Source organism: Kocuria salina, from assembly GCF_013368965.1.
GTDB classification, from domain to species: domain Bacteria; phylum Actinomycetota; class Actinomycetes; order Actinomycetales; family Micrococcaceae; genus Kocuria; species Kocuria rosea.
In genome coordinates, this window is the sequence record NZ_SSSF01000002.1 from 307,795 (window position 1) to 331,469 (window position 23,675).

Sequence of the window (23,675 nt, forward strand, 5' to 3'; positions counted from 1 at the left end):
CGGGCCGGGATCCGGCGAACGTCAGCCATTCTATCGGCTCGGGCACGCCGGTCGTGCCGGGCCCGGACCGCCCGCCGGGTGTGGTAGGGGTCACCCGCCGGCAGGCCGCCCGGGCGGTGGGCCCCCGGGATTCTCCAAGGCGTGTCCGGTAGACCGTGGTGCCATGAGCACCGCACCGCAGACCGCAGGGGCCCGCACCGACGACGCACGCCTGGTCTCGGTCTACCGCCGGGTCCTGACCCTGCTGGGGATCGGCACGGTTCTCGGCGCCCTGACCGAGCTGGCGATGCTGCGGCACTGGCAGGGACCCGCCCAGCTGGTGCCTTGGGCGGTGCTGGCCGTGCTGCTGCTCGGGGCCGTGGCGTGGCTGGTGCGGCGCACCACCGGGACGGCCCGCACCGTGCGGGTCGCCGCGGTCGTCTCCGTGCTCGGCAGCGCCTACGGCGTCTACGAGCACGTCCTGGCGAACCTGCGGGCCGGACCGCTGCACCCGCGGTACGCCGAGGCCTGGGACGCGATGTCGGGCGCGGCCCGGCTGTGGGCGGCCACCAGCGGGGCCGTCGGGCCGTCCCCCGTGCTCGTGCCCGGCACGATGGGCCTGGCGGGAGTGCTGCTGTGGCTCGCCGTCCTCCGCTGGCGGCGCGGGACGGACCGAGCCCGGTCCGCCGCCGGCGGAGGGGAACGGGGCGGTGCTGGAACAATGGGCCCATGACCCAGCACCCAGCGACGACCACCCCCGGACTCAGCGGCCGTGAGGCCGAGCGGCTCGCGGACGCCCTCGAGGCCCGGGACGTGACGGTCTTCGTGGACGGCACCTCCCTGCGCCTGCCGGAGGGGGCGCGCGACGCCGTCGTGGACCTTCTCTCCCGGATGACCCGCGGGGAGACCGTCACGGTGACGTCCGCCGCGGTGACCTCCGCCGCGGAGCCGCCGGCGGACCCCGGGGACCTGCTGACCACCTCGCAGGCGGCCGCGCTCGCCGGCATCTCGGCCACCTATCTGCGCAACCTCACCACGGAGGGCGTCCTCCCCGTGCAGTACCGGGGCAGCCACCGCCGGATCCGGCGCGCGGACGTCCAGGCCTGGCTCGCCCGCCACGGCGAGGACGGGGCCGCCCCCGACTCCCCGGAGGACCTGCTGACCACCTCGCAGGCGGCCGCCCTCGCCGGGATCTCGGCCACCTATCTGCGCAACCTCACCACCGAGGGCGCCCTGCCCGTGCAGTACCGGGGCAGCCACCGCCGCATCCGGCGCTCGGACGTCCAGACCTGGCTCGCGGGGCGGCAGCGGCGCGACGACGACGGCGCGCCCGCGCCGCACTGACCCCGCCTCAGCCGAAGCGGGCCACGACCCAGCCCTCGACCACGTCGACCGCCGCCGCCCGCAGGAGGTCCTTGGCGGGGTCCGGCGGTGCCTCCCGGCCGGCCGCCAGGGCCAGGCGGGACCCCACGAACCGCCCGTCGGCGGCGAAGACCCAGAAGTGGTTGGGGCACTCGAACGTCTCGGCGCGCCCGGCGGACTCCCGGCACACGGTGGCCTGCTGGTGGGTGCAGGTGTTGCGCAGCACGTGCAGCGCGCCCCCGGCGTCACGGGTGACGAGGACCGGCCCCGTGCTGGAGGGCGCCGTCACGAAGTCGAGCGGGTCCGGCACGGCGGAGACCGCCACGATCCGCTCCCAGTCGCCGGCGGGCTCCCCGGGCGCGCTCACGCCGCCGCCCCGTCGGTGGCGCGGGCCGGGTCGAGGACCTCGAGGGCCACGCCGAGCCGGCGACGCAGCGGCTCGGCGCGCCGGGCGAACTCCCGCTGCCGGCGCACGTACTCGGCCTTGCCCTCCGGCGTCTCGATCCGCACGGGCTCGTAGCCCCAGCCGGAGAGGTCGTAGGGGGCGGCCCGCATGTCCGTCTCCCGCACGTCCCACGCCAGCTCGAAGCAGTCCATCAGCAGCTCGGAGGGGATCCCCGGGACGAGCTTGTACGCCCACTTGTAGAGGTCCATGGTGGCGTGCAGGCAGCCCGGCTGCTCCATCCGGCGCTGGGACTCCCGGGTGGGCCGCAGCTCGTTGAGCGGCACGGCCTGCGGCTGGAAGAACCGGAACGCGTCGAAGTGGGTGCACCGGATCCGGGCGGACTCCACCACGGCGTCGGTGCCCGCGGCCCCGAGCCGCAGCTCGAGCTGCTCGTGGCGGAGGTCGTTGTCCTCCGAGCGGTAGGCCATCGCCCACTCGTGCAGGCCGAAGCAGCCGAAGAAGCCCGGGTTGCCCGCGTGCGCGCCCAGCACCGCCCGGGCGAAGTCGATCGCGGGGGCCCGCCGGTCCCGGAGGGCGTCGTCGTCGACGGTCACGGCCCCGTCCCGGGCGCTGAGCCCCAGGGCCGTGAGCTCGGCGCCGGTGAGCGCGCGGTAGAACTTCTCCCCGGCGCGGTCCGCGGCGTCCAGCAGCACGGTGCCCGCCCCGGGGTGCCAGCGCTTCAGCTGCGCGGGCTTGAGGGTGTAGTAGGTGAACAGGAAGTCCTCGACCGGGTGCTTGTGCCCGCGGTGGCGGCGGGCCACGAACGGGTCCGCGCGGCGCGCCGCGCGCTGCTCGTGGGCGTGCGACCGCGGCGCCCACTCCGCGCGGGACAGGACGACGACGGGGCGGGTCACGGGACCCGCCCCGTCGTCGACGGACCGGTGGAGCGCGGCACGGGGATCAGCGGCCGGTCCCCGCGTGGACCGTGGCCTCCTCGTCGGAGTCCAGGCCGAAGGCGCTGTGCACCACGCGCACGGCCTCGTCGAGCCGGTCGGCGGCCGTGACCACCGAGATCCGGACCTCGGAGGTCGAGATCATGTCGATGTTGATGTTCGCGGCCGCGAGCGCCTCGAAGAACGTGAAGGTCACCCCGGGGTTCGACTTCATGCCGGCGCCCACGAGGGAGAGCTTGCCGACCTCGTCGTCGTACTCCAGGCCCGCGTAGCCGATCTTCTCCTCGGCGGCGCGCAGCAGGCTCATGGCCAGATCGCCCTGGGACTCGTCCACCGTGAAGGAGAGGTCCGTCAGCGGGTCGTCGCCGGTGGAGATGTTCTGCACGATCATGTCCACGTTGACCTTCGCCTCCGCGAGCAGCCGGAAGATCCGGGCGGCGATGCCGGGCTTGTCCGGCACTCCGACGACGGTGACCTTCGCCTGCGTGCGGTCGTGGGCGATGCCGGAGATGAGCGGCTGTTCCAACGGGATCTCCTTCGGGGAGGTGACGGCGTCTTCGGGGCCCGGGATGACCCAGGTGCCCTCGTTGTGGGAGAAGGACGAGCGGACGTGCAGCTTCACGCCGAAGCGGCGGGCGTACTCGACGCAGCGCAGGTGCAGGATCTTCGCGCCGTTCGCGGCGAGCTCGAGCATCTCCTCGCTGCTGACCACGTCCAGCTTGCGGGCCCTGGGCGCGATGCGGGGGTCGGCGGTGAACACGCCGTCGACGTCGGAGTAGATTTCGCAGACGTCGGCGTCGAGGGCCGCGGCCAGCGCCACGGCCGTGGTGTCCGAGCCGCCGCGGCCCAGGGTGGTGATGTCCTTGGTCTGGCGGTGCACGCCCTGGAACCCGGCGATGATCGCGATGTTGCCCTGGTCCAGGGACTCGCGCACTCGCAGCGGATTGACCTCCACGAGGAGGGCGGCGCCGTGCGCGCCGTCGGTGACCATCCCCGCCTGCGACCCGGTGAAGGACTGGGCGGGAGCGCCCATCCCGGACACCGCCATGGCCAGCAGCGCCATGGAGATCCGCTCGCCGGCGGTGAGCAGCATGTCGAGCTCGCGGGCCGGGGGCTTGCGGGTGACCTCGTGGGCGAGGTCCAGGAGCTCGTCCGTGGTGTCGCCCATCGCGGAGACGACGACGACGACGTCGTGGCCCCTGTTGCGCGTCTCGACGATCCGCCGTGCAACGCGGCGGATGCCGTCGGCGTCCGCGACGGAGGATCCACCGAACTTCTGCACGATCAGGCTCATGGGTTCAACTCCTGTGCTCGAGGGCGGCCGGCGGTCTGGGCCGGGCCGTGCGCCCGCTCCCCGCGGCAGGGCACCAGGACATCCTACGCGAGTGCGTCAGGCGACGACCGTCCGGCCCTCGAACGCGCGGCCGAGGGTCACCTCGTCGGCGTACTCGAGATCGCCGCCCACGGGCAGCCCGGAGGCCAGGCGGGTCACGCGGATCCCGAGGGTCTTGAGCATGCGGGAGAGGTAGGTGGCGGTGGCCTCGCCCTCCAGGTTCGGGTCGGTGGCGAGCACGACCTCCTGCACGGTGTCCCCGGAGAGCCGCGTCATGAGCTCCCGGATGCGCAGCTGGTCGGGGCCGATGCCCTGGATGGGGCTGATCGCCCCGCCCAGGACGTGGTACCGGCCGCGGAAGCTGCGGGTGCGCTCGATGGCCATGACGTCCTTCGACTCCTCGACCACGCAGATGACGCTGTCGTCCCGGCGGGCGTCGCGGCAGATGGCGCACTCGTCCAGCTCGGACACGTTCCCGCAGATCCGGCAGAACTTCACCTTGTCCTTGACCGCCGTCATGGCGTCGGCCAGCCGCCGGACGTCCTCCTTGTCGGCGTCGAGGAGGTGGAACGCGATCCGCTGCGCGGACTTCGGCCCGACGCCGGGCAACCGGCCCAGCTCGTCGATCAGATCCTGAACAGCGCCTTCGTACACGTTTCCCTCGATTTCCGGGCCGGTGCACGGCCCTCCTGATCGTCCTCGGCCACGACGTCACCGGGGTGCCGGTGCGCGGGGCGGTCCCGGCTCACTCCCCGGTGTGGAGGTCCCGCTCCTCGATCAGCATCCCCCCGAGGATCCGCTCGACCGCGGCGCGGCCGTAGAGGGTGGAGTCCTCGAGCGCCTCGTCGTCCGAGCTGGGCACGAAGGAGTCGTCCCATTCTACGCCGCTGTCCTGCGGGGCCGCGGCGGAGGCGGGTGCCTTGCGCCCCGCGGCGATGGCCGCGGCGTGGCGCTCCCGGAAGCTCAGCCGTGCGTTCCGGTCGGCGCCGGCCGGTGCCGCCGACGGGGCGTCCTGCTGCGGGGCGGCCGGGGCCGCTGGGGCCGCCGGGTTCGCCGTCGGAGCCGGGGCAGAGGCGCCCGTCGCGGTCCGGGGATCCTCCGGGCGGGCGGCCGGGTGGGCGGTGGGGGGCGTGGCGCTGCCGGTCGACCGGTTGCCGGGTCCGCCCCCGGAACGGGGAGCGGACGCAGGGCTCTGCCGTGCGGGGGCCGCGGGCCGCCACTGCTCCGGGGGCGCCGCGTCCAGGTCGTCGGGGTAGGGGGGCTCGTCCGGGTACGGGGGCTCCTCGGGCGGCGGGACGTCGTCGTCCGACGGGGGGACGTCCCGGTCCCGTGCCCCCGGGGCCTCGCCGGGGAAGGCGGGGCCCGGGCGCCCGGTCCGACCGGGGTCGGACGGTGCTCCGGGCTGCGTCCCGGGCTGCGGTGCCGGCCGGTCGGCGGGCTGGGCGCCGGCGGGGTCCTCCGCCGTCCGGGCCGGTCCCGGCGGCCGGGCCTCGGGCTGCGCCGGAGCCCGGGGTGCGGGTGCGGCCGGGGGCCCGGCCGGGGCGCCGCCCTGGGGAATGGCGGCCACGGACCAGCTGTGCACGGGCTCCTGGGCCCAGGCGGGGTCGGTCCACTCCGCCGGCGCGTCCGTGGCGGGTCGGCCGTGGGCGTCCCAGGGGTCCTGGCCGCCGCCGTCCCCGTCCGGGGACGGCGCGCCCGCGGGCGGCTCCGGCGCGGAGTCCGTCGCGGTGCCCGGTGCGCCGTCCGGGGGCGTGCTCGCGGCCCGGGGCGGGGTCGGCTGCTGCTCCCGGCCGCGCGGTGCGCCCGGCCGGTCCTGGCCGCCCCGGGACCGGTCCTCGGGGGCGCGCCGCTCGGGGCGCTCCCCGTCGGTCCCGGGCCCCGGTTCGGCCGGGCGCCCGGGCGGGCGCGTCGACGGCTCCGGGCCGCGCGGGGCTCCGCCGCCGCCACCGCCCCGGCCGTGCCCGCCGCCGCCCGGCGGGACGGCCTCCGCACGGCAGTCGATGCCGAGGATCTGCTGGACCGCCTGCCGCAGGTCGTCCTCGAAGCGCGGGAAGTTCATGAGGTCGCCCTCGGCGTCGAACATGATGCGCAGCACCTTGCCGTCGAAGGACTGCGGGGTGCCGCGCTGGACCGTGAACCACGCGACGCGGCGGATGTCCGCGAGGGCGTTGACGATCTCCGGCCAGGAGGCCCGCAGCAGGTCGATCTCGTTGCCGCCCTGCTCGCCCGCCCGGGGCGTGTCCTGGCGGGGCGCCTGCGCCGCGGCGTCCTGCCGCGGCGCGTCAGGACGCTCCGCTGCGGCGGGCGCCTCCCGTCCGGTGGGCCGCTCCGGTCCGCTGTCCTCCCGGGCGGACGGGCGCTCGGGAGCCGCCGCGGCGTGCCCGGGTTCCTGTCCAAAGCCCTGTCCAGCGCCCTGGGCGGTCCGCTCGCGCGGATCCGTCCCCCGCGGGACCGCCGGGACCGCCTGCTGCGCGTCCCCGCCGGGCGCGGGCGGTGCCGGTCGCTCCGGCGCCGGGGCAGACTGCGAGGCGGGCTGCGAGTGGCTCCGGCCCCCGGGCGGGGCGCCCGGACCCGCCGGCGCGGTCGGCGCGGAGGAGGAGGCCGCGGGGGAGGCCGCGGGGGCGTCGGGGGTCTCGTCCGGACCGGCCGCGGCGGCGCCCCGCCCGATGCTCAGGCGCCGTTCCAGCCGGTCGACGCGGGCCGTGACGCCGCGCGTGGTGTCCTCCGAGGACGGCAGGAGGATGCGCGCGCACAGCAGCTCGAGGTGCAGCTGGGGCGAGGTGGCCCCCGTCATCTCGGTGAGGGCCGTGTTCGTGATGTCGGCGGCGCGGGAGAGCTCCGCCGCTCCGAGCTGGGACGCCTGGTTGCGCAGCCGGGCGATCTGGTCCTGGGGCATGCCGTGCAGGATGTTGCCCGCGGACTCCGGGACCGCGTTGACGATGATCAGGTCTCGGAACCGCTCGAGCAGGTCCTCCACGAAGCGGCGCGGGTCCTGGCCCGTCTGCACCACCCGGTCCACCGCGCGGAACACCGTGGTGCCGTCCCCGGACGCGAAGGCGTCGACCACGTCGTCGAGCAGGGCGCCGTGCGTGTAGCCCAGCAGGGCCACGGCGAGGTCGTAGCCGATGCCCTGCTCGTCGGAGCCGGCCATGAGCTGGTCGAGCACGGAGAGGGTGTCGCGGACGGATCCGGCGCCCGCGCGGACCACGAGGGAGAGCACCCCCGGGGCCACCTGCACGTGCTCCTCGGCGCAGAGCTGCTCCAGGTAGTGCATGAGCGGCTCGGTGGGGACCAGCCGGAAGGGGTAGTGGTGGGTGCGGGACCGGATGGTGGTGAGCACCTTGCTCGGCTCGGTGGTCGCGAAGATGAACTTGATGTGCTCCGGCGGCTCCTCGACGATCTTGAGCAGGGCGTTGAAGCCCTCGCGCGTGACCATGTGCGCCTCGTCGATGATGAAGATCTTGTACCGGTCCCGGACGGGCGCGAACGTGGCGCGCTCCCGCAGGTCGCGGGCGTGGTCCACGCCGCCGTGGCTGGCCGCGTCCATCTCGATCACGTCGAGGGAGCCGGCGCCGTCCCGGGCCAGGTCGCGGCAGCTGTCGCAGCGGCCGCACGGGGTGGCGGTGGGGCCCTCCGCGCAGTTGAGGCAGCGGGCCAGGATGCGGGCGGAGGTGGTCTTGCCGCAGCCGCGCGGGCCGGAGAAGAGGTAGGCGTGGCTGACCCTGTCCTTGCGCAGCGCCGTCATCAGCGGCTCGGTCACGTGCTCCTGACCGATGACGTCCTCGAAGGTCTCCGGGCGGTAGCGGCGGTACAGGGCGGTAGTCACAGATGACACCTTAGCGACGGAATCCGACAGGCGGGCCGGGCGGATCGGCGCTGGGGACGCGGGCCGCCGCGGGGACGAGAAGACCCCTCGCGCACCCGCCAGAGCCCATTTACCCTTGCTACCTTCCGGTCCTGGGGGAGTTCAACAGGATGACGCCACGCGAGGGGCTGTCGACAAGTCTAGCGGATGCGGCGGGCCGGGTCGAAACCCGGCCCCGGCGCCGTGGATTCGGCATTGCCCGGCGGTTCGGTTATGCTGGACCCCGCATGTTCCGGCACCGTCAGGCCGCCGGTCGTGCGTGCCTGGAGGATTCGCCTAGCGGCCTATGGCGCACGCCTGGAACGCGTGTTGGGTTCACGCCCTCGGGGGTTCAAATCCCCCATCCTCCGCACTTGCAGCAAGAGCCCCGTACCGGAGACGTTCATCCCGGTGCGGGGCTCTTTCTCGTTCCTCCGCCGGCTCGCGGCCCACCGGCCCGAGGGTCGCCGGCCCGCGGCTCCGGCCGCCGCGGCGCCCCGGCGGCCGCCCCTCAGTGCGGGCGGCGCGCGCGGGAGCCGCGGGCGACGACGCCGCCGGCCGCCGCGGCGCCCAGTGCCGCGAGCCCACCGACCCACCACGCGGTGGAGGAGTCCCCGGTCGCGTCCTGCGCGGGAACCCGGGTCACGGTACCCACCGAGATGCGCGTGAGCGTCCCGGGCGTCACCTGCTGCTGCCCCGCCAGGACCTGCGCCCGCAGCGCGGCCCCGTCCCGGACCAGCGCTCCGGAGCCGGGACGGTGGGCCACGGCGGGGCCGGGCCCGACGAAGGAGGCGCGCTCCAGGGCGGAGAGCTCCCCCGGGTCCGGGTCCCGGTCCGGGTCCGGGTCCGAGCCGGGGTTCGAGTCCGCACCCGAGGGCGTGCCGGGGGCCGCCTCCGGGCGGGCATCCCCTGCGCGGTCACCTCCTGCACGGTCGTTCCCCGCGCCGCCGTCCTCTGCGCGGGCGTCTCCGGCACGGCCGTCCTCGGCGCGGACTCCGCCGGGCTCCGGTGCCGCGTGCCCCCCGGGAGCGGGGGAGGGGCGCGCGCCCGGCGCCGTGCCGCCGGGCTCCGGGGCGGGGGCGCCGCCGGGCTCGGGCGTGGTGTCGGGGGCCTCGGCGGGACCGGTTCCCGGTCGGGGGTCGGCCGGCTCGTCGTCGGACGGGGGCGCGGGGGACGGAACTCCGGCGGGGGAGTCCGCGCCCGTCGCGGGGGGTAGCGCGGTCTCGGCGGCGTGGGCCGCTCCCGGCACGGGGGCGAGCAGGAGCAGGGCGGCCAGCGCCAGGGGGCGAAGGGTCATGGGGGCGGTCTCTCCGGGGGGAAGCGGGCGGGACAGGAGCACACCGTAACTTTACGTCGTTCCGTTCCCTGCGTTCACTAATGCAATACCCTGCTGATGTGGCGGAACGGGCTGTTCCGCCGCACTCGCAGCTGCCCCCCGGCTGCGCGCCCCCCGTCCTCTCTCCCCCCAAGAGGTCCTCATGAAGCTGCCTTCATTCCCCATGCCCTCGACCGCTCTGCCCGCCGCTCTGCTGGCCGGCGCGATGCTCGCCGGGACGATGGCCGGCGCGGCCGCCCCGGCCCACGCCTCGACGACCAACACGGTCCACACCGCCGCCGGCATCTCCTCGCAGTACCACCTCTACGACGCCGGGGTGGACCGCTCGAAGACCGTGGGCGTGGTCTTCTACTTCGACGGCGACGGACAGTACTACGCCCAGCGCCCCACCACGTCGATGCTCAAGAGTATGGCCGCCCGGGCCGCGGCCCGGAACATGATCCTCGTGGTGCCGGTCGCCCCGGCCAACCGGTCCTGGACCTCCAACAGCGAGGCGGTCGGGGACTGGTTCCGCGCCCTGGCGGCCAAGGTCGTCGCCGAGCAGCGCGTCGACGCGACCCGCATCCACCTGGCCGGGTACTCCGGCGGCGCCGAGTTCATCTCCACCGAGGTGCTCTCCGACCGGGCCGGCTGGATCCGCGGCGGCGGGTCGACCCTCATCGGCGGCGGCGGCGTCTACAACGGCAGGCTCGAGAGCACTCCCGACGCCGCGCTCCGGGCCACGGACCCGACCTGGTACGTCGGCTCCCTCGACAGCTACGGCGCCACCCAGCCGTCCACCTGGTCCGCGCTGGAAGCGGCCGGCAAGGGCGCCGCCGCGTACCAGAAGGCCGGGTTCACGAAGGCCGACCGCGTGGTGATGCCCGGGCTGCACCACACCAACTACGACCTGGCCGACCTGGTCGGCGACGACGTCGACCGCCTCTACGCCGGAGCCGCCCCGAGGCCCGAGACCGTCGCGCCGACGGGCAACGACGTGGTCGACGGCTACCAGCTCACCGGTGCGATCGGGCGCACGTGGGCGGCGCTGGGCGGCACCGCGTGGGCCACCCCGGTCAGCGCGGAGTACGCCTCCGGGCACGGCTCCGTCTACCAGCGCTTCGCCGGCGCCGACGGACGGGACAAGGCCCTCTACTGGTCCGCGACCACCGGGACCCGGGTGGTCGACTACGGCGGGTCCATCGGCCGGAAGTTCGCGGCCGGCGGCTACGCGGGCAGCTACGGCCCGCCGCGGACCGACGAGCAGCGTGCCGCCGACGGCGGCGCCTACCAGCTCTTCGACGCGTCCGGGAAGCGGACCAAGATCCTGTGGTCCGCGCGCACCGGCTCGAGGGCGGTCAAGGAGTACGGGGCCATCGGCCGGAAGTGGGCGGCGCTGGGCCACGAGCGGGGCCTGGGCTATCCGACCACCGACGAGTACAGCACCCCGGGCGGCGCGGCCCAGAACTACACCGGTGGGCGGATCGAGTGGAACGCCACCACCCGGGCCGTCACCGTGACCCGCGGCTGACCCCGGGCAGGCGCCGGCCGGCGGGCCCCGCAGGTGCCTCCTGCGGGGCCCGCCCCTAGGATGAACGCATGATCTTCAAGGCCGTGGGCGACTCCCGCCCGTACCCGGACCACGGCCTCGTCACGCCGACCGACTGGTCCGGCATCGCGCCGCGGCAGGTCCGGCTGGACGAGCTGGTCACCACGAAGACCACCCTGGACCTGGCGACCCTGCTGGACGCGGACTCCACCTTCTACGGCGACCTCTTCCCGCACGTGGTGCGGTGGGGAGGCGACCTCTACCTGGAGGACGGGCTGCACCGGGCCCTGCGCACCGCGCTGCACCACCGCACCGTGCTGCACGCGCGCGTGCTGGAGCTCGCCCCGGCGCCGGGCACGCGGGCGGGGAGCGAGCGGGGCGCGGTCAGGACGCCGCGCTGAGGGGTGGCCGCTCGGACGCGAGCGGCACGGGGTGGCCCCCGGCGTCGAACTGCGCCCCCAGGCCCTGCTGGATGAAGCGGACGGTGGAGCGGATGTGCTGCTCCCGCGCCGCCCGGTCCTGGTCGGAGTTCTGGCCGCGGTCCGCCGCGGCGGTCAGGGACCCGTGGACCAGGGCGGCGAGCTCCGAGATGTCGCCCTCCGGCAGGTAGGCCCGGCCGATCGCGTCCCGCAGGATCGCGGCCAGCAGGCCCTGCAGCTCGCCCACGTGCTCGCCCAGCTTCTGGTAGTCCTCCGGGGAGAGGACGGTGCGCATGGTGGGGCCCGGGGGCAGGTGGCGCCGGGTGAGGTCCTCGATCTGGGCGCGGATGTAGACGGCGAGCCGGTCGACCGGGTTGGCGACGCCCTCGAGGTCGCGGCGCAGGTCGGTCATGAACCGCTCGGTCTCGTCCAGGGCGTAGGCCACGAGGAGCTCGCCCATGTCCGCGAAGTAGTTGTAGACCGCGGTGCGGCCCACGCCGGCGTTCTTGGCCACGTGCGTCATGGTCAGACCGGTGAGGCCCTGCTGGTAGAGCAGCTGGCCGAAGGAGTCGAGGATCGCTCGTTTGGTGTTCTCCCGCTGCGCGGCGTTGGTGGCCGCAGAAATACGAGGCATGATGACACCTTATCTGTCCGTGTCACCAAATTATGCACACTTTTCTGGGCCTTGGTGACGGTGTGTCTGACTATGACACCACCGTTTCCCGCGTTCGGACTCCTTCGCGCAGACAGTCTGGGGAAACGTCCAGGAAACCCCCAGCACGGGCGGGGTGAGGCACGGCGGGCCCGGGTGCCGATCCGGCGGCCGGGCCCGCCGCCCGCTCACCGTTCGGCGGCCGAGCCGCCCTGCCAGAGGGAGTCGAACGGGGCGCGCGAGGTGATCCGGCGCCGGATGCCGGCGGAGACGAAGGCCTTCGCGGTGCGGGCCGCCTCGAGGGGCGCGGCCCCCTTCGCCAGCTCCGCGGCGACCGCGGCGGCCAGCGTGCAGCCGGCCCCGGCCACCGGGACCTCGCCGACCTTGGGCTCGGAGAGCACCTCGAGGGTGGTCCCGTCGTAGAAGACGTCGACGGCGTCGGGGCCCGCGAGGCGGACCCCGCCCTTGGCGAGGACCACGGCGCCGGACGTCTCGTGGATCCGCCGGGCGGCCTCCTCGAGGTCCTCGACCGTGCTGATCTCGTCCATGCCGGCCAGGGAGAGGGACTCGAAGTGGTTCGGGGTCACGAACGTGGCCAGCGGCAGGATCTTCGCCTTCAGCGCCTCGTCCGTGTCCAGGGCCGCGCCGGGCTCCTGGCCCTTGCAGATGAGGACCGGGTCCAGGACGAGGTGACGCGGGGCCAGCGCGGTGAGCACCTCGGCGGTGGTGGCGATGGTCTCGGGGCTGCCCAGCATGCCGATCTTCACGGCGTCGAGCGCGTGGGCGGCCGTGATCGCCTCGAGCTGCTCGCGCAGGACGTCCTGCGGCACGGGGAACAGGCGGTGGCCCCAGTCGGCGGACGGGTCGAAGGACACGATGCAGGTCAGCGCGAGGGAGCCGAAGACCCCGAGCTCCTGGAAGGTCTTGAGGTCCGCCTGCGCGCCGGCGCCGCCGGTGGCCTCGGAGCCGGCGATCGTCAGGGCGACGGACGGCTGGTCGGCGGGGCCCGCCGCGGCGGGCGTGGGAACGGTGCTGGTGTCGGTCATGGGAGCCATTCTGCGCCCCCGCGCGGTGCCGGGGCCAACCGCCGGGGCTAGACTGTCGGACGGTCTCCGGCCGGCACGCGGTCCCCGCAGGGGCCCGCGGCGGCCGGAAAGGGGCTCCCGGGTGGCAGGCGGGCGCCCCGGGTCCGTCCAGCACACCGCACAGATCGACCCTCGGCGTCCGCCCCGCGCGGGCCGGCGCCGCGTCACGACAGATTGGTGACCGACCGTGTCCTCCTCCGCTCCTGCCCCCGCCGGGTTCGCCCGCCGTCCCCGCACGTACTTCGACCTGGTGGTCGCGGCGTACTGCGTGGTCCTGGTGCTCTCCAACGTCGCCGCGACCAAGGGCGTCGCGTTCGGCCCCGTCATCACCGACGGAGGCTTCTTCCTCTTCCCCCTCGCCTACGTCCTGGGCGACGTCGTGGCGGAGGTCTACGGCTTCCGGGCCGCGCGCCGCGCCATCGTCACGTCCTTCGCCGCGGGACTGTTCTCCTCGGTCGTGTTCTGGCTGGTCATCGCTCTGCCCCCGGCGGAGTTCTACGAGGGCCAGGCGGCCTTCGAGTCCGTGCTCGGCCCCGTCCCGCTCATCGTGGCCGGCTCCCTGCTGGGCTATCTCGCGGGGCAGCTGCTGAACGCGTTCGTGATGGTCCGGATCAAGGCGCGCACGCGGGAGAAGCACCTGTGGGCCCGGCTCATCGGCTCGACGCTCGTGGGCGAGCTCGTGGACACCGTGATCTTCTGCACCGTCGCGGCCCCGGTCATCGGCATCACCACCGCGGCCGACTTCCTCAACTACGTGGTGGTGGGCTACGTGTACAAGGTCCTGGTCGAGGTGCTGGTCATGCCGGTGACCTACGCCGTGATCGGCTGGCTCAAGCGCCGGGAGCCGACCTACGGCGAGACCGCCGTCCCGGGGGCGGCCCTCGCACCCCAGCGCTGACGGGCCCGGGCGCCCCGCCCGGCCGGGGCGGTGCACGGGCCTACGATGAGCGCATGGATCTCCTCACGGGCACCGGACTCGCGGCCTCGGCGGGACTGAACGCCTACATCCCGCTCGTGGTGCTGGGCCTGCTGGACCGCTGGACCGAGGTCGTCGACCTCGGCCCGGGCTTCGCCTGGCTGTCGAACGGGGGGGTCCTGACGGTCCTGGCCGTGCTGCTGGCCGTGGAGGTGGTGGCGGACAAGGTCCCGGTCGTGGACTCCTTCAACGACCTGCTGCAGACCTTCGTGCGCCCGACCGCCGGGGGCATCGTCTTCGGCTCCTCGGCCACCGCCCAGATCGCCGGGATCGACCTCGGCGGGCAGACGGCGACCGTCACGGACCCGGAGGCGTTCCTCTCCTCGCACGCCTGGATCCCCGTGGCCACCGGGGCGGTGATCGCCCTGGTGGTGCACGTGACCAAGACGGTCTCGCGGCCGGCCGTCAACACCCTGAGCGCCGGGGCCGCGGCGCCCGTGGTCTCGACCGTGGAGGACGTCTCCGCGCTCACGCTGTCCCTCGTGGCCGTCCTCCTGCCGCTGCTCGTCCTCGTGCTGCTGGCCGCCGTCGCCGTCCTGCTGTTCTTCCTCTACCGCGGGCTCCGGCGCCGCCGCCGGCCGGGGACGGACCCCGGCCGGCCGGGCGCCGCCGGCACGGCTCAGAAGCCGAGATAGGCCAGCTGCGCGCCCACCGAGCTCCGGGCGGCGGGCAGCACGTGCTCCGGGACGTCGGCGTAGATCCGCGCCGTGATGGCCTCGAGCGTCGCGGCGCGGCCCAGGGCCCGCAGGGCCTCCCGGACCTCGCCGAGACGCTCCATCCGGTGCTCGAGCAGCTCCTCGCACACCGCCTCCACGTCCTCCCGCACGTCCCCGTGCGCCGGGAGGACCAGGGCGTCGCCCAGCACCGCCAGGCGCTGCAGGGAGCGCAGGTAGTCGCCCAGGCTCCCGTCCGGGTGGTCGAGCATCGTGGTCCCCCGCCCCAGGACCGTGTCGCCCGTGAGCACCGAGCCCGAGGTGCGCCCCGCGGCGGCGGTGGCCGCGCCCGCGACCGGGGTGTCGTCGGGCAGGTGGAAGCTCACGGAGTCGGAGGTGTGCCCGGGGGTGTGCAGCACCCGGATGCGGCACCCGGCGGCCTCGATCGTCTCGCGGTCGAGCAGCGGTCCGGCGTCGCGGCAGAACTGCGGCAGGACGGCGCGCACGGGCGCGCCGGTGAGCGCGTGGAAGTCGTCGACGGCCTCGGTGTGGTCCGCGTGGCGGTGCGTGATCAGCGTCAGGACGGTCCGCCCCGCCGCGGCCAGGGCGGCGAGGTGTCCGCGGTCGGCCGGCCCCGGGTCCACGACGACGACGTCCTGCTGCCCCGGCGCCCCGACCAGCCACGAGTTGGTGCCGTCCAGGGTCATGGGGCCCGGGTTGGGGGCGGTCAGCCGCCGGGTCAGAGCGGTGGTGCGGGTGCCGGCGTCCTGGGTCATGCGGGCAGACTATCCGAGCCCGGCGGGGAACCGGCGCCCCGGCTCACCCCGCGGCCAGCAGGGCCTCGAGCCGGGCGAAGGAGCCGCGCCACGCTGCAGCCGCCCCGGGGTGCACCGCGGGGGGCAGCGGCCCCTGTGTGAGCACCAGCAGGGTGCCCCCCTCCTGGGTGGGGACGAACTCGGTGCGCGTCAGCACGTGGCCGGCGGTGGGCCGGCCGTCCGGTCCGGGCAGCGCCTCGCGGCCCTCGAGCAGGGCGTCCCGCTCGACCCGCAGATAGGTGCCGTGCACCGGTGCCACCTGGGCGGGGTCGGTGTCGTGGACCATGCGGAAGCGCTGCCGGCCCCCGGGCCTGACCTCGAGCAGCACCGACTCCCGGGGCACGCTCCAGCCCGGCGGACCGAACCAGGCGGCGAGCCGGTCCGGCTCCGTGAAGGCGGCGAAGACCGCGGCCGGGGGGTGCGCGAGGGCGTGGGAGACGGAGAAGACCTCCGCGGGGTCCAGATCGGTGACGTCCATGCCCCCCATTGTCCCCGGTCGCTCTCGGCCCCCGGGCGCGGCGGTCGGTACAGTGGCGCACGTGAGCACCGAATCCGCGCCGGAGCCGGGGCCCCGCGAGCCCGGCACGCGGCCGGCCTGGGTCACCGCGCTCAAGGGCGGTGCGCTCCTGCTGCTGCTGGCCGTGGCGGTCTGGTACCTCATCGGCCACGAGCTGCCCACCGTGGAGCAGGTCCGGGTCTTCGTCGAGGGCTTCGGTGCGTGGGGGCCCGTCGTCTTCGCCGCGGTCTTCGTCCTCGTGGCGGCCACGCCGGTCCCGGTGACGATCATGGCCGTGTCCGGGGGATTCCTCTTCGGCATGGCCCAGGGCAGCGTGGTCGGCGTCCTGGCCACCACGGCGGGAGCCTGGCTGGGGTACTGGCTCGCGCGGTTCCTCGGCCGCGACGCCCTGTACCGGCTCGCGGGCAACCGGGTCGAGCTGGTGGAGCGCAAGCTCGTCGGCAAGGGCTTCCTCACGGTGCTCGTGCTCCGGCCCGTCCTGCCCAACTGGACCCTCAGCTACGGTGCGGGCCTCGTGCGCATCCCGCAGCGCGACTACCTCGGCGCCACCCTGCTCGGCGGGATGCCGGGCCAGGTGAGCTTCGCCGCCGTGGGGGCCTTCACGTCCCGGCCGTCGTGGCCGGCCCTCGCGGCGGTCGCCGCCTCCTGGGCGGTCGTGGTGGTCGTGGGCGTGCTCGCCTGGCGGCGCTCCCGCGGCGAGTCCGAGCGCGCCCCCGAGGCCGACGGCGTGGGGAGCGCCGACTAGGCTCGGCCGCGCCGCGGGTCCACGGCACGGCGACGCCCGGTCCTCGGGGCGAGGACCGGGCGGACGCCGTTCGGGGTGACCGGCCGGTGCGGCCGTGCGGTCCCCGGGCCTAGACCTGGGGCCGGACCGCGGTGGACCCGTCGGTCGGCTCGTTGCCGAGGAGGTGGAGCTTGCCGCTCCTGCGGTCGGCGAGGTACTCCTTCATGTCCCGCTTGATGACGGGCAGCAGCAGGTAGACGCCCAGCAGGTTCACGAACCCGCAGACGAACAGCGCCGCGTCCGCGAAGCTGATGACCTCGCTGAAGGTCAGGACGCAGCCCGCGATCGTGAAGAACAGGTAGATGCCGCGGAAGATGTTGTCGCTGAGCCGGCTGCGCCCGAACAGGTACTCCCACGCCTTGAGCCCGTAGTAGAACCAGGTGATCAGGGTGGAGAAGGCGAACAGGACCACCGCGACGGCCAGCACGATCGGGAACCAGGGGATGACCGTCGCGAAGGCGTCCGAGGTGAGGATGACGCCGTCGGGGGCGCCCCCGCCGGCCTGCACCTGGTCGATGCCGGCCTGCAGGCTCGGCGCGCCGGCGATGATGATGGCCAGGGCCGTCATGGTGCAGATCAGCACGGTGTCGACGAGCGGCTCGAACAGGGCCACGAAGCCCTCGCTCACGGGGCGGCGGGTCTTGACGGCGGAGTGGGCGATCGCGGCGGAGCCGAGACCGGCCTCGTTGGAGAACGCGGCACGCTGGAAGCCCACGATCATGACGCCCAGGACGCCGCCGGCCATGCCCTCGGGGGAGAACGCGCCGTCGATGATCGCGGCGATCGCGCCCGGCACGTGGTCGAGGTTGGCGAGGATGACGATCAGGCAGGCGGTGACGTAGACGGCGCCCATGGCCGGCACGAGCCGGCTGGTGGTGGCGCCGATCGACTTGATGCCGCCGATGATGACCAGGCCCACGAACAGGGCGAGGACGATGCCGAAGATCAGGGCCGCCCCGGCGCTGCCGAGGAAGCCGTCGGCGCCGCCGGTGACGTTCTGCACCTGGGCGAAGGTCTGGTTGGCCTGGAACATGTTGCCGCCGGCCGCACCGAAGAACAGGATCGCCACGGCGAAGACGCCGGTGAGGATCTTGGCGGGGATGCGGCCGAACTTGCTGAAGGCGATGGGCAGGTAGCGGAAGGGCCCGCCGCTGACCGTGCCGTCCTCGTGGACCTCGCGGTACTTCACGCCCAGGGTGCACTCGGCGAACTTGGTCGCCATGCCGAGCAGGCCGGCGCAGATCATCCAGAACGTCGCGCCGGGGCCGCCGAGGGCCATGGCCGCGCCGACGCCGGCGATGTTGCCCAGTCCCACGGTCCCCGACAGGGCGGAGGTCAGGGCCTGGAAGTGCGGCACCTCGCCGGGGTCGTCCTTGGTCGAGAACTTGCCCCGCACCACGTCGGCGGCGACCTTCAGACCGCGGAACTGGATGAACCCGAAGTAGATCGTGAAGATCACGCCGGCCGCGATGAGCCAGGCCACGACGAACGGGAAGCTCACCCCCGCGATGGTGATGGGGTAGAAGACGATGGTCGAGAAGACCTCGGTGATCGGAGCGAACGCGGTGTTGATGGCGTTGTCGATCGCTGCGAGCCACCCGACGTCGTCGGTGACGGTAGTCATGGGTAACGCCTGCGTGATCTGCATCTCACCACTACACCCTGTGGACAGCCCGTTGGCAACAGACACGCTTGTCGCCGAAAGAGCCATCTTGCCGTGGCAACAAAGAATTAACACGCAGCGGCCCGGCCTCCGCGCGAGGACGTCTCGTCGCGCGGTGGCCGGGCCGTAGGCGGTGCCGGGGCGGCGTCACCGTTGACGCCGCCGGCGCAGGGTCAGCGACCGGCGCGGGTCCCGCCGGCCAGGAACTGGGGGGCGGTCATGGCGCACACGCGCAGGCCGCGGGCCAGGTCGCTGCCGGCGCTGCGGAGGGCGCCGCCCACCGAGGTGGCGCGGGACGGTGCCGCAGCCCGGCCGATGGCGGTGAAGAGGAGGGCGGGGAGGCCGAAGACGAGGAGGAGAGCCATGGCAGCAGGCAACTTTCTGTGGGTGGTGCGAGGAGGTCCTGGGGTCCGAGGGCGTGCGGCCGGGTGGTCCGGCGAGCAGCGACGCCTCGGTTGACATCTGAAGTCTAACGGGCCGATAGTGAATCAATCAATGTGATAACCCTCACCAGAGAGGTGAATCGTTGCGTCTTGACGAGATTGACCAGCAGATCGTTGCGTCCTTGGTCCAGGACAGCCGGGAGAGCTACGCGGCCATCGGCCAGAAGGTGGGTCTGTCGGCCCCCGCGGTGAAGCGGCGGGTCGACGTCCTGCAGCAGACCGGGGCCATCAAGCGCTTCACGGCGGAGCTCGACCCGTCGGTCATGGGGTGGAACATCCAGGCGTTCGTGGAGCTGCACTGCGACGGCGGGCTCTCGCCGTCGATGATGCGCACCATGGCCGCCGAGATCGCCGAGGTGACCGCGGCCTACACGGTGACCGGCGAGGCGGACGGCATCTTCCTCATCCGGGCCGAGAACACCACCCACCTGGAGGACGTCATGGTCCGGATCAGGGAGTGGAAGGGCATCAACCACACGAGGAGCTCGGTCATCCTCTCGCACCTCTGAGCGCGGCCCGCCGGGCTCTGGAATACTGGCCACACAGCACCCTCGTCACCGCATCGGAGGACCGGTCATGGAGAACGCAGCGGAAGCAGTCGTCGTCGTCGGGGTCGACGGATCCCCCCAGTCCGTGGAGGCGCTGCGCTGGGGCGCGCGTCTCGCGCCCGCGTACGGGGCGACCGTCAAGGTGGTGGGGGCGTGGGAGAACCCGCCCGAGTACGTCGGCTTCGTCCACTTCAAGGACGACCGGTTCGACGAGCTCGCCCGGGAGCGGGTGGAGCGTGCCGTCCAGGAGGCGTTCGGGGCGGACGTGCCGGCCGGGCTCAGCACCGTGGTGGAGTTCGGCCACCCGTCCAAGGTGCTGATGCGCCACTGCGAGGGGGCCGAGCTGCTGGTCGTGGGACGCCGGGGCCACGGCGGCTTCAAAGGGCTGCTGATGGGGTCGACGAGCTCCGCGTGCGTCGCCCACGCCCCGTGCCCGGTGCTCGTCCTCCCCGACGAGACGGTCGATGCCGGGCGGGCGGAGGACTCCGGGCAGGCGCAGGGGGCCGGGCCCGCCGGCTGAGGCGCCGCCCGTCCCGCCCGGGACCGGAGGGACTCGTCCGCCGTGTCCCCACAACATGCTCCCGCGATCGTGCGCGCGGCGCCGCGGCCTCTGTGATACTGATCACGTCAGCGTGATCACGTGAGCGAAGGATTCGGCATGAGCAACGGAACCGCAGCAGCGATCGTCGTCGGGGTCGACGGCTCCCAGCAGTCCGTCGAGGCGCTGCGCTGGGCGGCGCGGATCGCGCCGTCCTTCGGCGCGGGCATCAGGGCGGTCGGGGCGTGGGACTACCCGCCCGAGTACGCCGGGTACGTCCCGCTGGGCAGCGACAACTTCGACGAGGTCACCCAGAAGCAGGTGGACCAGGCGGTGCGGGAGGCCTTCGGCGACGACGTGCCGGCCGGGCTCACCACCTCCGTGGTGTTCGGCCACCCGTCGAAGGTCCTGGTGCACGAGAGCGAGGACGCCACGATGCTCGTCGTCGGGCGCCGGGGCCACGGCGGGTTCCGCGGGCTGCTGCTGGGCTCCGTCAGCGCCGCGTGCGTCGCCCACGCGAAGTGCCCGGTGCTCGTGATCCACGAGCACCCCGAGGCGGAGGGGCCGGCTCAGGAACGTCCCGCGTAGTAGCGGCCCAGGACCTCGTCCCGGTACTCGAAGTACGTCCCGTCGGCCATGGCCTCGCGGGCGCCGTCCACCATGCGCACGACGAACCGCTCGTTGTGGATCGACGTGAGCGTCGCGGACAGGCGCTCCTTGGCCTTGAACAGGTGGTGCAGGTACGCCCGGGTGTAGTGGGCGCACGTGTAGCAGTCGCAGCCGCTGTCGATCGGGGCGAGGTCCGTGCGGAAGCGGGCGTTGCTGACGGTGAAGCGTCCGTCCGGGGCGTACACGGCCCCGGTGCGGGCCACCCGGGTGGGGGAGACGCAGTCGAAGGTGTCCGCGCCGTTCTCGAGAGCCGTGAAGATGTCGTCCGGCTCCGAGATCCCCAGCAGGTGCCGTGGCCGGTCCTCAGGCAGCTCCTCGTTGCACCAGCGCACGATCGTGCCGAGGTTCTCCTTCTCGAGGGCCCCGCCGATGCCGAACCCGTCGAAGTCCATCGCGCCCAGGTCCCGGCACGCCTTCCGGCGCAGGTCCTCGTACTGGGCGCCCTGGATCACGCCGAACAGGGCCTGGTAGGGCCGGTCGGCGCGCTCCTCGGTGAGCCGGGCGTGCTCGGCGACGCACCGCAGCGCCCACCGGCGGGTCCGCTCGAGGGACGTCTCCTGGTAGCCGCGGGAGTTGTGCAGCGTGGTCAGCTCGTCGAACGCGAACATGATGTCCGCGCCCAGCCGGTGCTGCACCTGCATGGAGATCTCCGGGGTGAAGCGGTGGACGTCCCCGTTGATGTGGGACGTGAACGTGACCCCGTCGTCGTCGACCCGCGCCATGCGCTCCTTGCCGGTCGCGACGTCGTCGTCCCCCGCCGCCGAGGCCGCGACCGTGGACATGTCGATGACCTTCCGGAACCCCGAGCCCAGGGACATGACCTGGAAGCCCCCGGAGTCCGTGAAGGTGGGGCCGGACCAGTTCATAAATGCCCCGAGCCCGCCCGCGGCGTCCAGGACGTCCGCGCCGGGCTGGAGGTACAGGTGGTAGGCGTTGGCGAGCAGGGCCTGCGCGCCGAGCTCCGCCATGGACTCGGGCAGCACCGCCTTGACGGTGGCGGCGGTGCCGACGGGGACGAACGCCGGGGTGCGGATCGTCCCGTGCGGGGTGGTGATGGTCCCGGTGCGGCCCAGGAACGGGCCGCCGTTGGCCTCGAGGCGCCCGCCGGCGATCGTGGCGGTCTCGGCGAGCCGGTGCTCCACCGCGAAGCCGAAGTCGGAGCGGGCGGCGGCGGGGAGCAGGGTCTCTTCTGGAGCGGGCACCCGTCCATTGTGCGTCACCGCCCCGGGGGCGGGTGACGGCGAGCGCCCGTGCGCCGGTGACGCCGCTCAGCGGCCCCAGCCGGCGTGGGCCACGGCCTGGCGCACCAGGTCTCCGCGACCGCCCGCGAACTCCGCCTGCACCTCGGGGCTGAGCGCCTCCTCGGGGCTCATCCAGGACAGCTGCAGGGCGTCCTGGCGGGGGCTGCACTCCCCGCGCACCGGCACGATGTAACTCAGCGCCACCGCGTGCTGCCGGTCGTCGGTGAGCCCCGTCTCGGACGGCGAGGGGAAGAACTCGGCCACGGCGAAGGGCGTGGTGGAGACCGGCAGCTGCGGGAACGCCATGGCCCCCAGGTCCTTCTCCAGATGGCGCAGCAGCGCGGCCCGGATGGTCTCCCGGTACAGCACCCGGCCGGAGACGAAGGTGTACATCATCTTCCCCTCGGGGGTCGCCTGCAGCAGCAGCCCGATCTCGGAGAGGTAGCCCAGCGGATCGAGCCGGACCGGCAGGGCCTGCACGTAGACCATCGGCAGGCGGCGCCGGGCCTCCTGCAGGTCGTCCTCGTTGAGCCAACCGGGGTTCGGATCGGGGGTGCGGAGGAAGTTCATACTGCTGTTCTATCCCAAGACCCCGGGCGGGGCCACGGCCCGCACCGCCCGGGGCGGCCGGTTCAGCGCTCAGCGGAGCCGGTGTCCCCGGGGACCGCTCCCGGGCGGGCCAGCCGGGCGGCGGCCTCCAGGACCGTCCACGCCTGCACCTGTGTGGACAGCTCGACCGGCACGCCGGGGCGCTGCGACTCGTCGGCGTGCCGCGCCGGGTCCGGGGAGAAGATCGCGACCGTCTCGCCGGCGGCCGCCGGTGCGGTGGGGGGCGCGTTGAAGTCCACCGCGGGATCGAACTCCCGCCGGCCGGCCCACAGGGCGTCGGCGGTGCCGGTCACGAGCGCGGCCGCGGTGCGGCGCGCCGCGGCGGGCAGTCCCGGGTGCAGGGCGGCATCGGAGAGGTAGCGGGCCAGGATCCCGCTGAACAGGCCGCCGTCCCCGCCGCCGTGGGTGCGCAGGACGGGGCGTCCGTCCAGGTCGCGGCCGTACTCCTGCGCGGCGCCCGCCACCACGTCGGCGGCCGTGCGCAGCAGGTCCGCCCGGTCCTGCTCGCCCGTGCCCGGGGCGTCCGCGAGCTCGAGGAGCAGACCGAGCACCGGCCCGGAGTTGTAGCTGAACAGCCTCTCGTCCCGGCGCGTCACCTCGGTGCCGGACCCGGCGGCGACCAGCTGCAGACCGTCGTGGAAGACCTTCCGTTCCGGGTCCCAGAGGGTGGCCCGCAGCCAGTCGAGCACCGCGCCGGCCTGTTCCCGGCGGTGCGTGCGCACGAAGCCGAGGGCCGTGGGCGCGGAGGACGCCGTGTTCTTGACGTCGTGGCGGGTGTTCCAGAAGACCCCGCCCCCGAGGTCCCCGGTGTGGCCCCGTTCGAGCCGGGCGAGCAGGGCGCTGCCCGCGTCCAGGCACGCGACGTCCGGCCGGCCGGTCAGGGCGCGGTCCAGCTCGGCGAGACGGCCCACGGCCAGCAGCAGCCACGCCATGTCGTCGTAGTAGGAGTTGTGGGTCACCCGGCCGCCGCTGCGCAGGGTGATGCCCCGCAGCAGGCGGTGCCCCTCCCGGCGGAACCGCCGGGCCCGCGCCGGGTCGTCCAGGTGCCGCAGCCCGGCGTCCACGAGGGCGTCGAGCAGGTGCGCCTGCCACCAGTAGTGCCACGGGGCCTTCGGGGACGTGGGACGCGGGTGCGCCGGGGCGCCGAGCAGCGTGCCGGGCACCCCCAGCGCCCGTCCGGCGAACAGCTCTCGGACCGAGTGGGCGGCCTTGTCGGCACGCAGCGCGGCCGCGGCGCCCGGTGCGGCGGCGCCGGGGTGCTCGGTGGGCGTGAGGTGTGCGGTGGGCTCGGGGGTCGCCGCGGTGGGCGCGGCGCCCGCTCCGGTCGTCGGGGGCATGGGAAC

25 protein-coding genes, 1 tRNA gene and 1 other RNA gene are annotated in these 23,675 nt (G+C 74.3%); 11 read left to right on the top strand and 16 right to left on the bottom strand.

The features are described from left to right. Positions 1-163: 163 nt before the first annotated feature. Positions 164-712, top strand: a complete 549-nt coding sequence (locus E7Z53_RS05545; RefSeq protein WP_176337356.1) for a hypothetical protein — start codon at positions 164-166, stop codon at positions 710-712. Further along, on the top strand, positions 709-1,323 hold the full coding sequence (locus E7Z53_RS20970; RefSeq protein ID WP_419720421.1) for a helix-turn-helix domain-containing protein: 615 nt from the start codon (positions 709-711) through the stop codon (positions 1,321-1,323). Before E7Z53_RS05545 ends, E7Z53_RS20970 begins: the two co-directional genes overlap by 4 nt. 7 nt (positions 1,324-1,330) lie before the next feature. Here E7Z53_RS20970 and E7Z53_RS05555 read toward each other — a convergent pair whose 3' ends face one another. From E7Z53_RS05555 to ffs, 6 genes are all read right to left on the bottom strand, one after another. Beyond that, positions 1,331-1,708 carry a Rieske 2Fe-2S domain-containing protein gene (locus E7Z53_RS05555; RefSeq protein ID WP_176337357.1) on the bottom strand — a complete coding sequence of 126 codons (378 nt, stop codon included), beginning with the start codon at positions 1,706-1,708 and terminating at the stop codon, positions 1,331-1,333. Continuing rightward, a complete protein-coding gene (locus E7Z53_RS05560; protein ID WP_109242954.1) occupies positions 1,705-2,640 on the bottom strand; it encodes a 3-methyladenine DNA glycosylase in 936 nt (311 codons plus the stop codon). Before E7Z53_RS05560 ends, E7Z53_RS05555 begins: the two co-directional genes overlap by 4 nt. A gap of 46 nt (positions 2,641-2,686) precedes the next feature. Beyond that, positions 2,687-3,973 carry an aspartate kinase gene (locus tag E7Z53_RS05565; RefSeq protein WP_017833882.1) on the bottom strand — a complete coding sequence of 429 codons (1,287 nt, stop codon included), beginning with the start codon at positions 3,971-3,973 and terminating at the stop codon, positions 2,687-2,689. Positions 3,974-4,069: 96 nt separating this feature from the next. After that, positions 4,070-4,666 (bottom strand): recombination mediator RecR, encoded by a 597-nt coding sequence (gene recR, locus E7Z53_RS05570; RefSeq protein WP_017833883.1) that lies wholly within the window; start codon positions 4,664-4,666, stop codon positions 4,070-4,072. 91 nt (positions 4,667-4,757) lie between these two features. Continuing rightward, positions 4,758-7,838: a DNA polymerase III subunit gamma and tau gene (locus E7Z53_RS05575; RefSeq protein WP_176337358.1), complete on the bottom strand. Its 3,081-nt coding sequence runs from the start codon at positions 7,836-7,838 to the stop codon at positions 4,758-4,760. A gap of 75 nt (positions 7,839-7,913) precedes the next feature. Beyond that, an RNA gene (gene ffs, locus E7Z53_RS05580) (signal recognition particle sRNA small type) lies at positions 7,914-8,010 on the bottom strand. A 132-nt stretch (positions 8,011-8,142) separates the two neighbouring features. Here ffs and E7Z53_RS05585 point away from each other — a divergent pair. Next, a tRNA-Ser gene (locus E7Z53_RS05585) sits at positions 8,143-8,227 on the top strand. A gap of 140 nt (positions 8,228-8,367) precedes the next feature. Here the strand turns inward: E7Z53_RS05585 and E7Z53_RS05590 are convergent. Continuing rightward, a complete protein-coding gene (locus tag E7Z53_RS05590) occupies positions 8,368-9,153 on the bottom strand; it encodes a hypothetical protein (RefSeq protein ID WP_176337359.1) in 786 nt (261 codons plus the stop codon). Between the two features lie 202 nt (positions 9,154-9,355). Between E7Z53_RS05590 and E7Z53_RS05595 the strand changes: the two genes are divergently transcribed. Both E7Z53_RS05595 and E7Z53_RS05600 read left to right on the top strand, forming a co-directional pair. Beyond that, a complete protein-coding gene (locus E7Z53_RS05595) occupies positions 9,356-10,702 on the top strand; it encodes a hypothetical protein (protein WP_176337360.1) in 1,347 nt (448 codons plus the stop codon). Between the two features lie 68 nt (positions 10,703-10,770). After that, positions 10,771-11,121 (top strand): type II toxin-antitoxin system VapB family antitoxin, encoded by a 351-nt coding sequence (locus E7Z53_RS05600; protein WP_017833886.1) that lies wholly within the window; start codon positions 10,771-10,773, stop codon positions 11,119-11,121. Here E7Z53_RS05600 and E7Z53_RS05605 read toward each other — a convergent pair. Together E7Z53_RS05605 and E7Z53_RS05610 are read right to left on the bottom strand one after the other, a co-directional pair. Continuing rightward, on the bottom strand, positions 11,105-11,773 hold the full coding sequence (locus E7Z53_RS05605) for a TetR/AcrR family transcriptional regulator (RefSeq protein WP_017833887.1): 669 nt from the start codon (positions 11,771-11,773) through the stop codon (positions 11,105-11,107). The genes E7Z53_RS05600 and E7Z53_RS05605 overlap by 17 nt on opposite strands. A 206-nt stretch (positions 11,774-11,979) precedes the next feature. After that, positions 11,980-12,837, bottom strand: a complete 858-nt coding sequence (locus E7Z53_RS05610) for a hydroxymethylpyrimidine/phosphomethylpyrimidine kinase (protein WP_017833888.1) — start codon at positions 12,835-12,837, stop codon at positions 11,980-11,982. A gap of 226 nt (positions 12,838-13,063) precedes the next feature. Here E7Z53_RS05610 and E7Z53_RS05615 point away from each other — a divergent pair, with 226 nt between their 5' ends. Both E7Z53_RS05615 and E7Z53_RS05620 read left to right on the top strand, forming a co-directional pair. Beyond that, positions 13,064-13,774: a queuosine precursor transporter gene (locus E7Z53_RS05615; RefSeq protein ID WP_109221741.1), complete on the top strand. Its 711-nt coding sequence runs from the start codon at positions 13,064-13,066 to the stop codon at positions 13,772-13,774. Positions 13,775-13,827: 53 nt separating this feature from the next. Further along, a complete protein-coding gene (locus tag E7Z53_RS05620; RefSeq protein ID WP_176337361.1) occupies positions 13,828-14,487 on the top strand; it encodes a DUF4126 domain-containing protein in 660 nt (219 codons plus the stop codon). On the opposite strand, the gene E7Z53_RS05625 is transcribed toward E7Z53_RS05620, so the two are convergent. Together E7Z53_RS05625 and E7Z53_RS05630 are read right to left on the bottom strand one after the other, a co-directional pair. Continuing rightward, positions 14,472-15,281: an MBL fold metallo-hydrolase gene (locus tag E7Z53_RS05625; protein ID WP_035927815.1), complete on the bottom strand. Its 810-nt coding sequence runs from the start codon at positions 15,279-15,281 to the stop codon at positions 14,472-14,474. The two genes, E7Z53_RS05620 and E7Z53_RS05625, sit on opposite strands and share 16 nt — an antisense overlap. 43 nt (positions 15,282-15,324) lie before the next feature. Beyond that, complete coding sequence (locus E7Z53_RS05630) at positions 15,325-15,798, bottom strand: SRPBCC family protein (protein WP_017833892.1); 474 nt, start codon at positions 15,796-15,798, stop codon at positions 15,325-15,327. 61 nt (positions 15,799-15,859) lie between these two features. Here E7Z53_RS05630 and E7Z53_RS05635 point away from each other — a divergent pair, with 61 nt between their 5' ends. Further along, entirely contained in the window at positions 15,860-16,582 is a 723-nt protein-coding gene (locus tag E7Z53_RS05635) for a TVP38/TMEM64 family protein (protein ID WP_160291643.1), read from the top strand. Positions 16,583-16,691: 109 nt separating this feature from the next. On the opposite strand, the gene E7Z53_RS05640 is transcribed toward E7Z53_RS05635, so the two are convergent. Together E7Z53_RS05640 and E7Z53_RS05645 are read right to left on the bottom strand one after the other, a co-directional pair. Continuing rightward, positions 16,692-18,245 carry an alanine/glycine:cation symporter family protein gene (locus E7Z53_RS05640; protein ID WP_043739146.1) on the bottom strand — a complete coding sequence of 518 codons (1,554 nt, stop codon included), beginning with the start codon at positions 18,243-18,245 and terminating at the stop codon, positions 16,692-16,694. Between the two features lie 212 nt (positions 18,246-18,457). Next, positions 18,458-18,649, bottom strand: coding sequence for a hypothetical protein (locus E7Z53_RS05645; RefSeq protein ID WP_017833895.1), 192 nt, complete (start codon positions 18,647-18,649; stop codon positions 18,458-18,460). A gap of 161 nt (positions 18,650-18,810) precedes the next feature. Between E7Z53_RS05645 and E7Z53_RS05650 the strand changes: the two genes are divergently transcribed. The 3 genes from E7Z53_RS05650 (at position 18,811) to E7Z53_RS05660 (ending at position 20,401) form a co-directional block, all read left to right on the top strand. After that, the gene (locus E7Z53_RS05650; RefSeq protein ID WP_035927806.1) at positions 18,811-19,236 is read left to right on the top strand and encodes an Lrp/AsnC family transcriptional regulator; all 426 of its coding nucleotides are present in this window, start codon (positions 18,811-18,813) and stop codon (positions 19,234-19,236) included. A 67-nt stretch (positions 19,237-19,303) separates the two neighbouring features. Beyond that, the gene (locus E7Z53_RS05655; RefSeq protein WP_095651286.1) at positions 19,304-19,795 is read left to right on the top strand and encodes a universal stress protein; all 492 of its coding nucleotides are present in this window, start codon (positions 19,304-19,306) and stop codon (positions 19,793-19,795) included. Between the two features lie 138 nt (positions 19,796-19,933). Next, complete coding sequence (locus E7Z53_RS05660) at positions 19,934-20,401, top strand: universal stress protein (RefSeq protein ID WP_035927799.1); 468 nt, start codon at positions 19,934-19,936, stop codon at positions 20,399-20,401. Here the strand turns inward: E7Z53_RS05660 and tgt are convergent. The 3 genes from tgt to E7Z53_RS05675 all read right to left on the bottom strand — a co-directional run bounded on the left by tgt (position 20,383) and on the right by E7Z53_RS05675 (position 23,669). After that, complete coding sequence (gene tgt / locus E7Z53_RS05665) at positions 20,383-21,684, bottom strand: tRNA guanosine(34) transglycosylase Tgt (protein ID WP_172604389.1); 1,302 nt, start codon at positions 21,682-21,684, stop codon at positions 20,383-20,385. The two genes, E7Z53_RS05660 and tgt, sit on opposite strands and share 19 nt — an antisense overlap. Before the next feature lie 66 nt (positions 21,685-21,750). Beyond that, positions 21,751-22,293 carry an NUDIX hydrolase family protein gene (locus E7Z53_RS05670; protein ID WP_017833900.1) on the bottom strand — a complete coding sequence of 181 codons (543 nt, stop codon included), beginning with the start codon at positions 22,291-22,293 and terminating at the stop codon, positions 21,751-21,753. A gap of 62 nt (positions 22,294-22,355) precedes the next feature. Beyond that, complete coding sequence (locus tag E7Z53_RS05675; RefSeq protein ID WP_176337362.1) at positions 22,356-23,669, bottom strand: glycoside hydrolase family 76 protein; 1,314 nt, start codon at positions 23,667-23,669, stop codon at positions 22,356-22,358. Positions 23,670-23,675: the final 6 nt, after the last annotated feature.

Coding starts and splice junctions, on each gene's coding strand:
- E7Z53_RS05545 (WP_176337356.1), top strand. CDS start 164: ATGAGCACCGCACCGCAGACCGCAGGGGCCCGCACCGACGACGCACGC.
- E7Z53_RS20970 (WP_419720421.1), top strand. CDS start 709: ATGACCCAGCACCCAGCGACGACCACCCCCGGACTCAGCGGCCGTGAG.
- E7Z53_RS05565 (WP_017833882.1), bottom strand. CDS start 3,973: ATGAGCCTGATCGTGCAGAAGTTCGGTGGATCCTCCGTCGCGGACGCC.
- E7Z53_RS05590 (WP_176337359.1), bottom strand. CDS start 9,153: ATGACCCTTCGCCCCCTGGCGCTGGCCGCCCTGCTCCTGCTCGCCCCC.
- E7Z53_RS05595 (WP_176337360.1), top strand. CDS start 9,356: ATGCCCTCGACCGCTCTGCCCGCCGCTCTGCTGGCCGGCGCGATGCTC.
- E7Z53_RS05600 (WP_017833886.1), top strand. CDS start 10,771: ATGATCTTCAAGGCCGTGGGCGACTCCCGCCCGTACCCGGACCACGGC.
- E7Z53_RS05605 (WP_017833887.1), bottom strand. CDS start 11,773: ATGCCTCGTATTTCTGCGGCCACCAACGCCGCGCAGCGGGAGAACACC.
- E7Z53_RS05610 (WP_017833888.1), bottom strand. CDS start 12,837: ATGACCGACACCAGCACCGTTCCCACGCCCGCCGCGGCGGGCCCCGCC.
- E7Z53_RS05620 (WP_176337361.1), top strand. CDS start 13,828: ATGGATCTCCTCACGGGCACCGGACTCGCGGCCTCGGCGGGACTGAAC.
- E7Z53_RS05625 (WP_035927815.1), bottom strand. CDS start 15,281: ATGACCCAGGACGCCGGCACCCGCACCACCGCTCTGACCCGGCGGCTG.
- E7Z53_RS05630 (WP_017833892.1), bottom strand. CDS start 15,798: ATGGACGTCACCGATCTGGACCCCGCGGAGGTCTTCTCCGTCTCCCAC.
- E7Z53_RS05640 (WP_043739146.1), bottom strand. CDS start 18,245: ATGACTACCGTCACCGACGACGTCGGGTGGCTCGCAGCGATCGACAAC.
- E7Z53_RS05645 (WP_017833895.1), bottom strand. CDS start 18,649: ATGGCTCTCCTCCTCGTCTTCGGCCTCCCCGCCCTCCTCTTCACCGCC.
- E7Z53_RS05655 (WP_095651286.1), top strand. CDS start 19,304: ATGGAGAACGCAGCGGAAGCAGTCGTCGTCGTCGGGGTCGACGGATCC.
- E7Z53_RS05660 (WP_035927799.1), top strand. CDS start 19,934: ATGAGCAACGGAACCGCAGCAGCGATCGTCGTCGGGGTCGACGGCTCC.
- E7Z53_RS05670 (WP_017833900.1), bottom strand. CDS start 22,293: ATGAACTTCCTCCGCACCCCCGATCCGAACCCCGGTTGGCTCAACGAG.
- E7Z53_RS05675 (WP_176337362.1), bottom strand. CDS start 23,669: ATGCCCCCGACGACCGGAGCGGGCGCCGCGCCCACCGCGGCGACCCCC.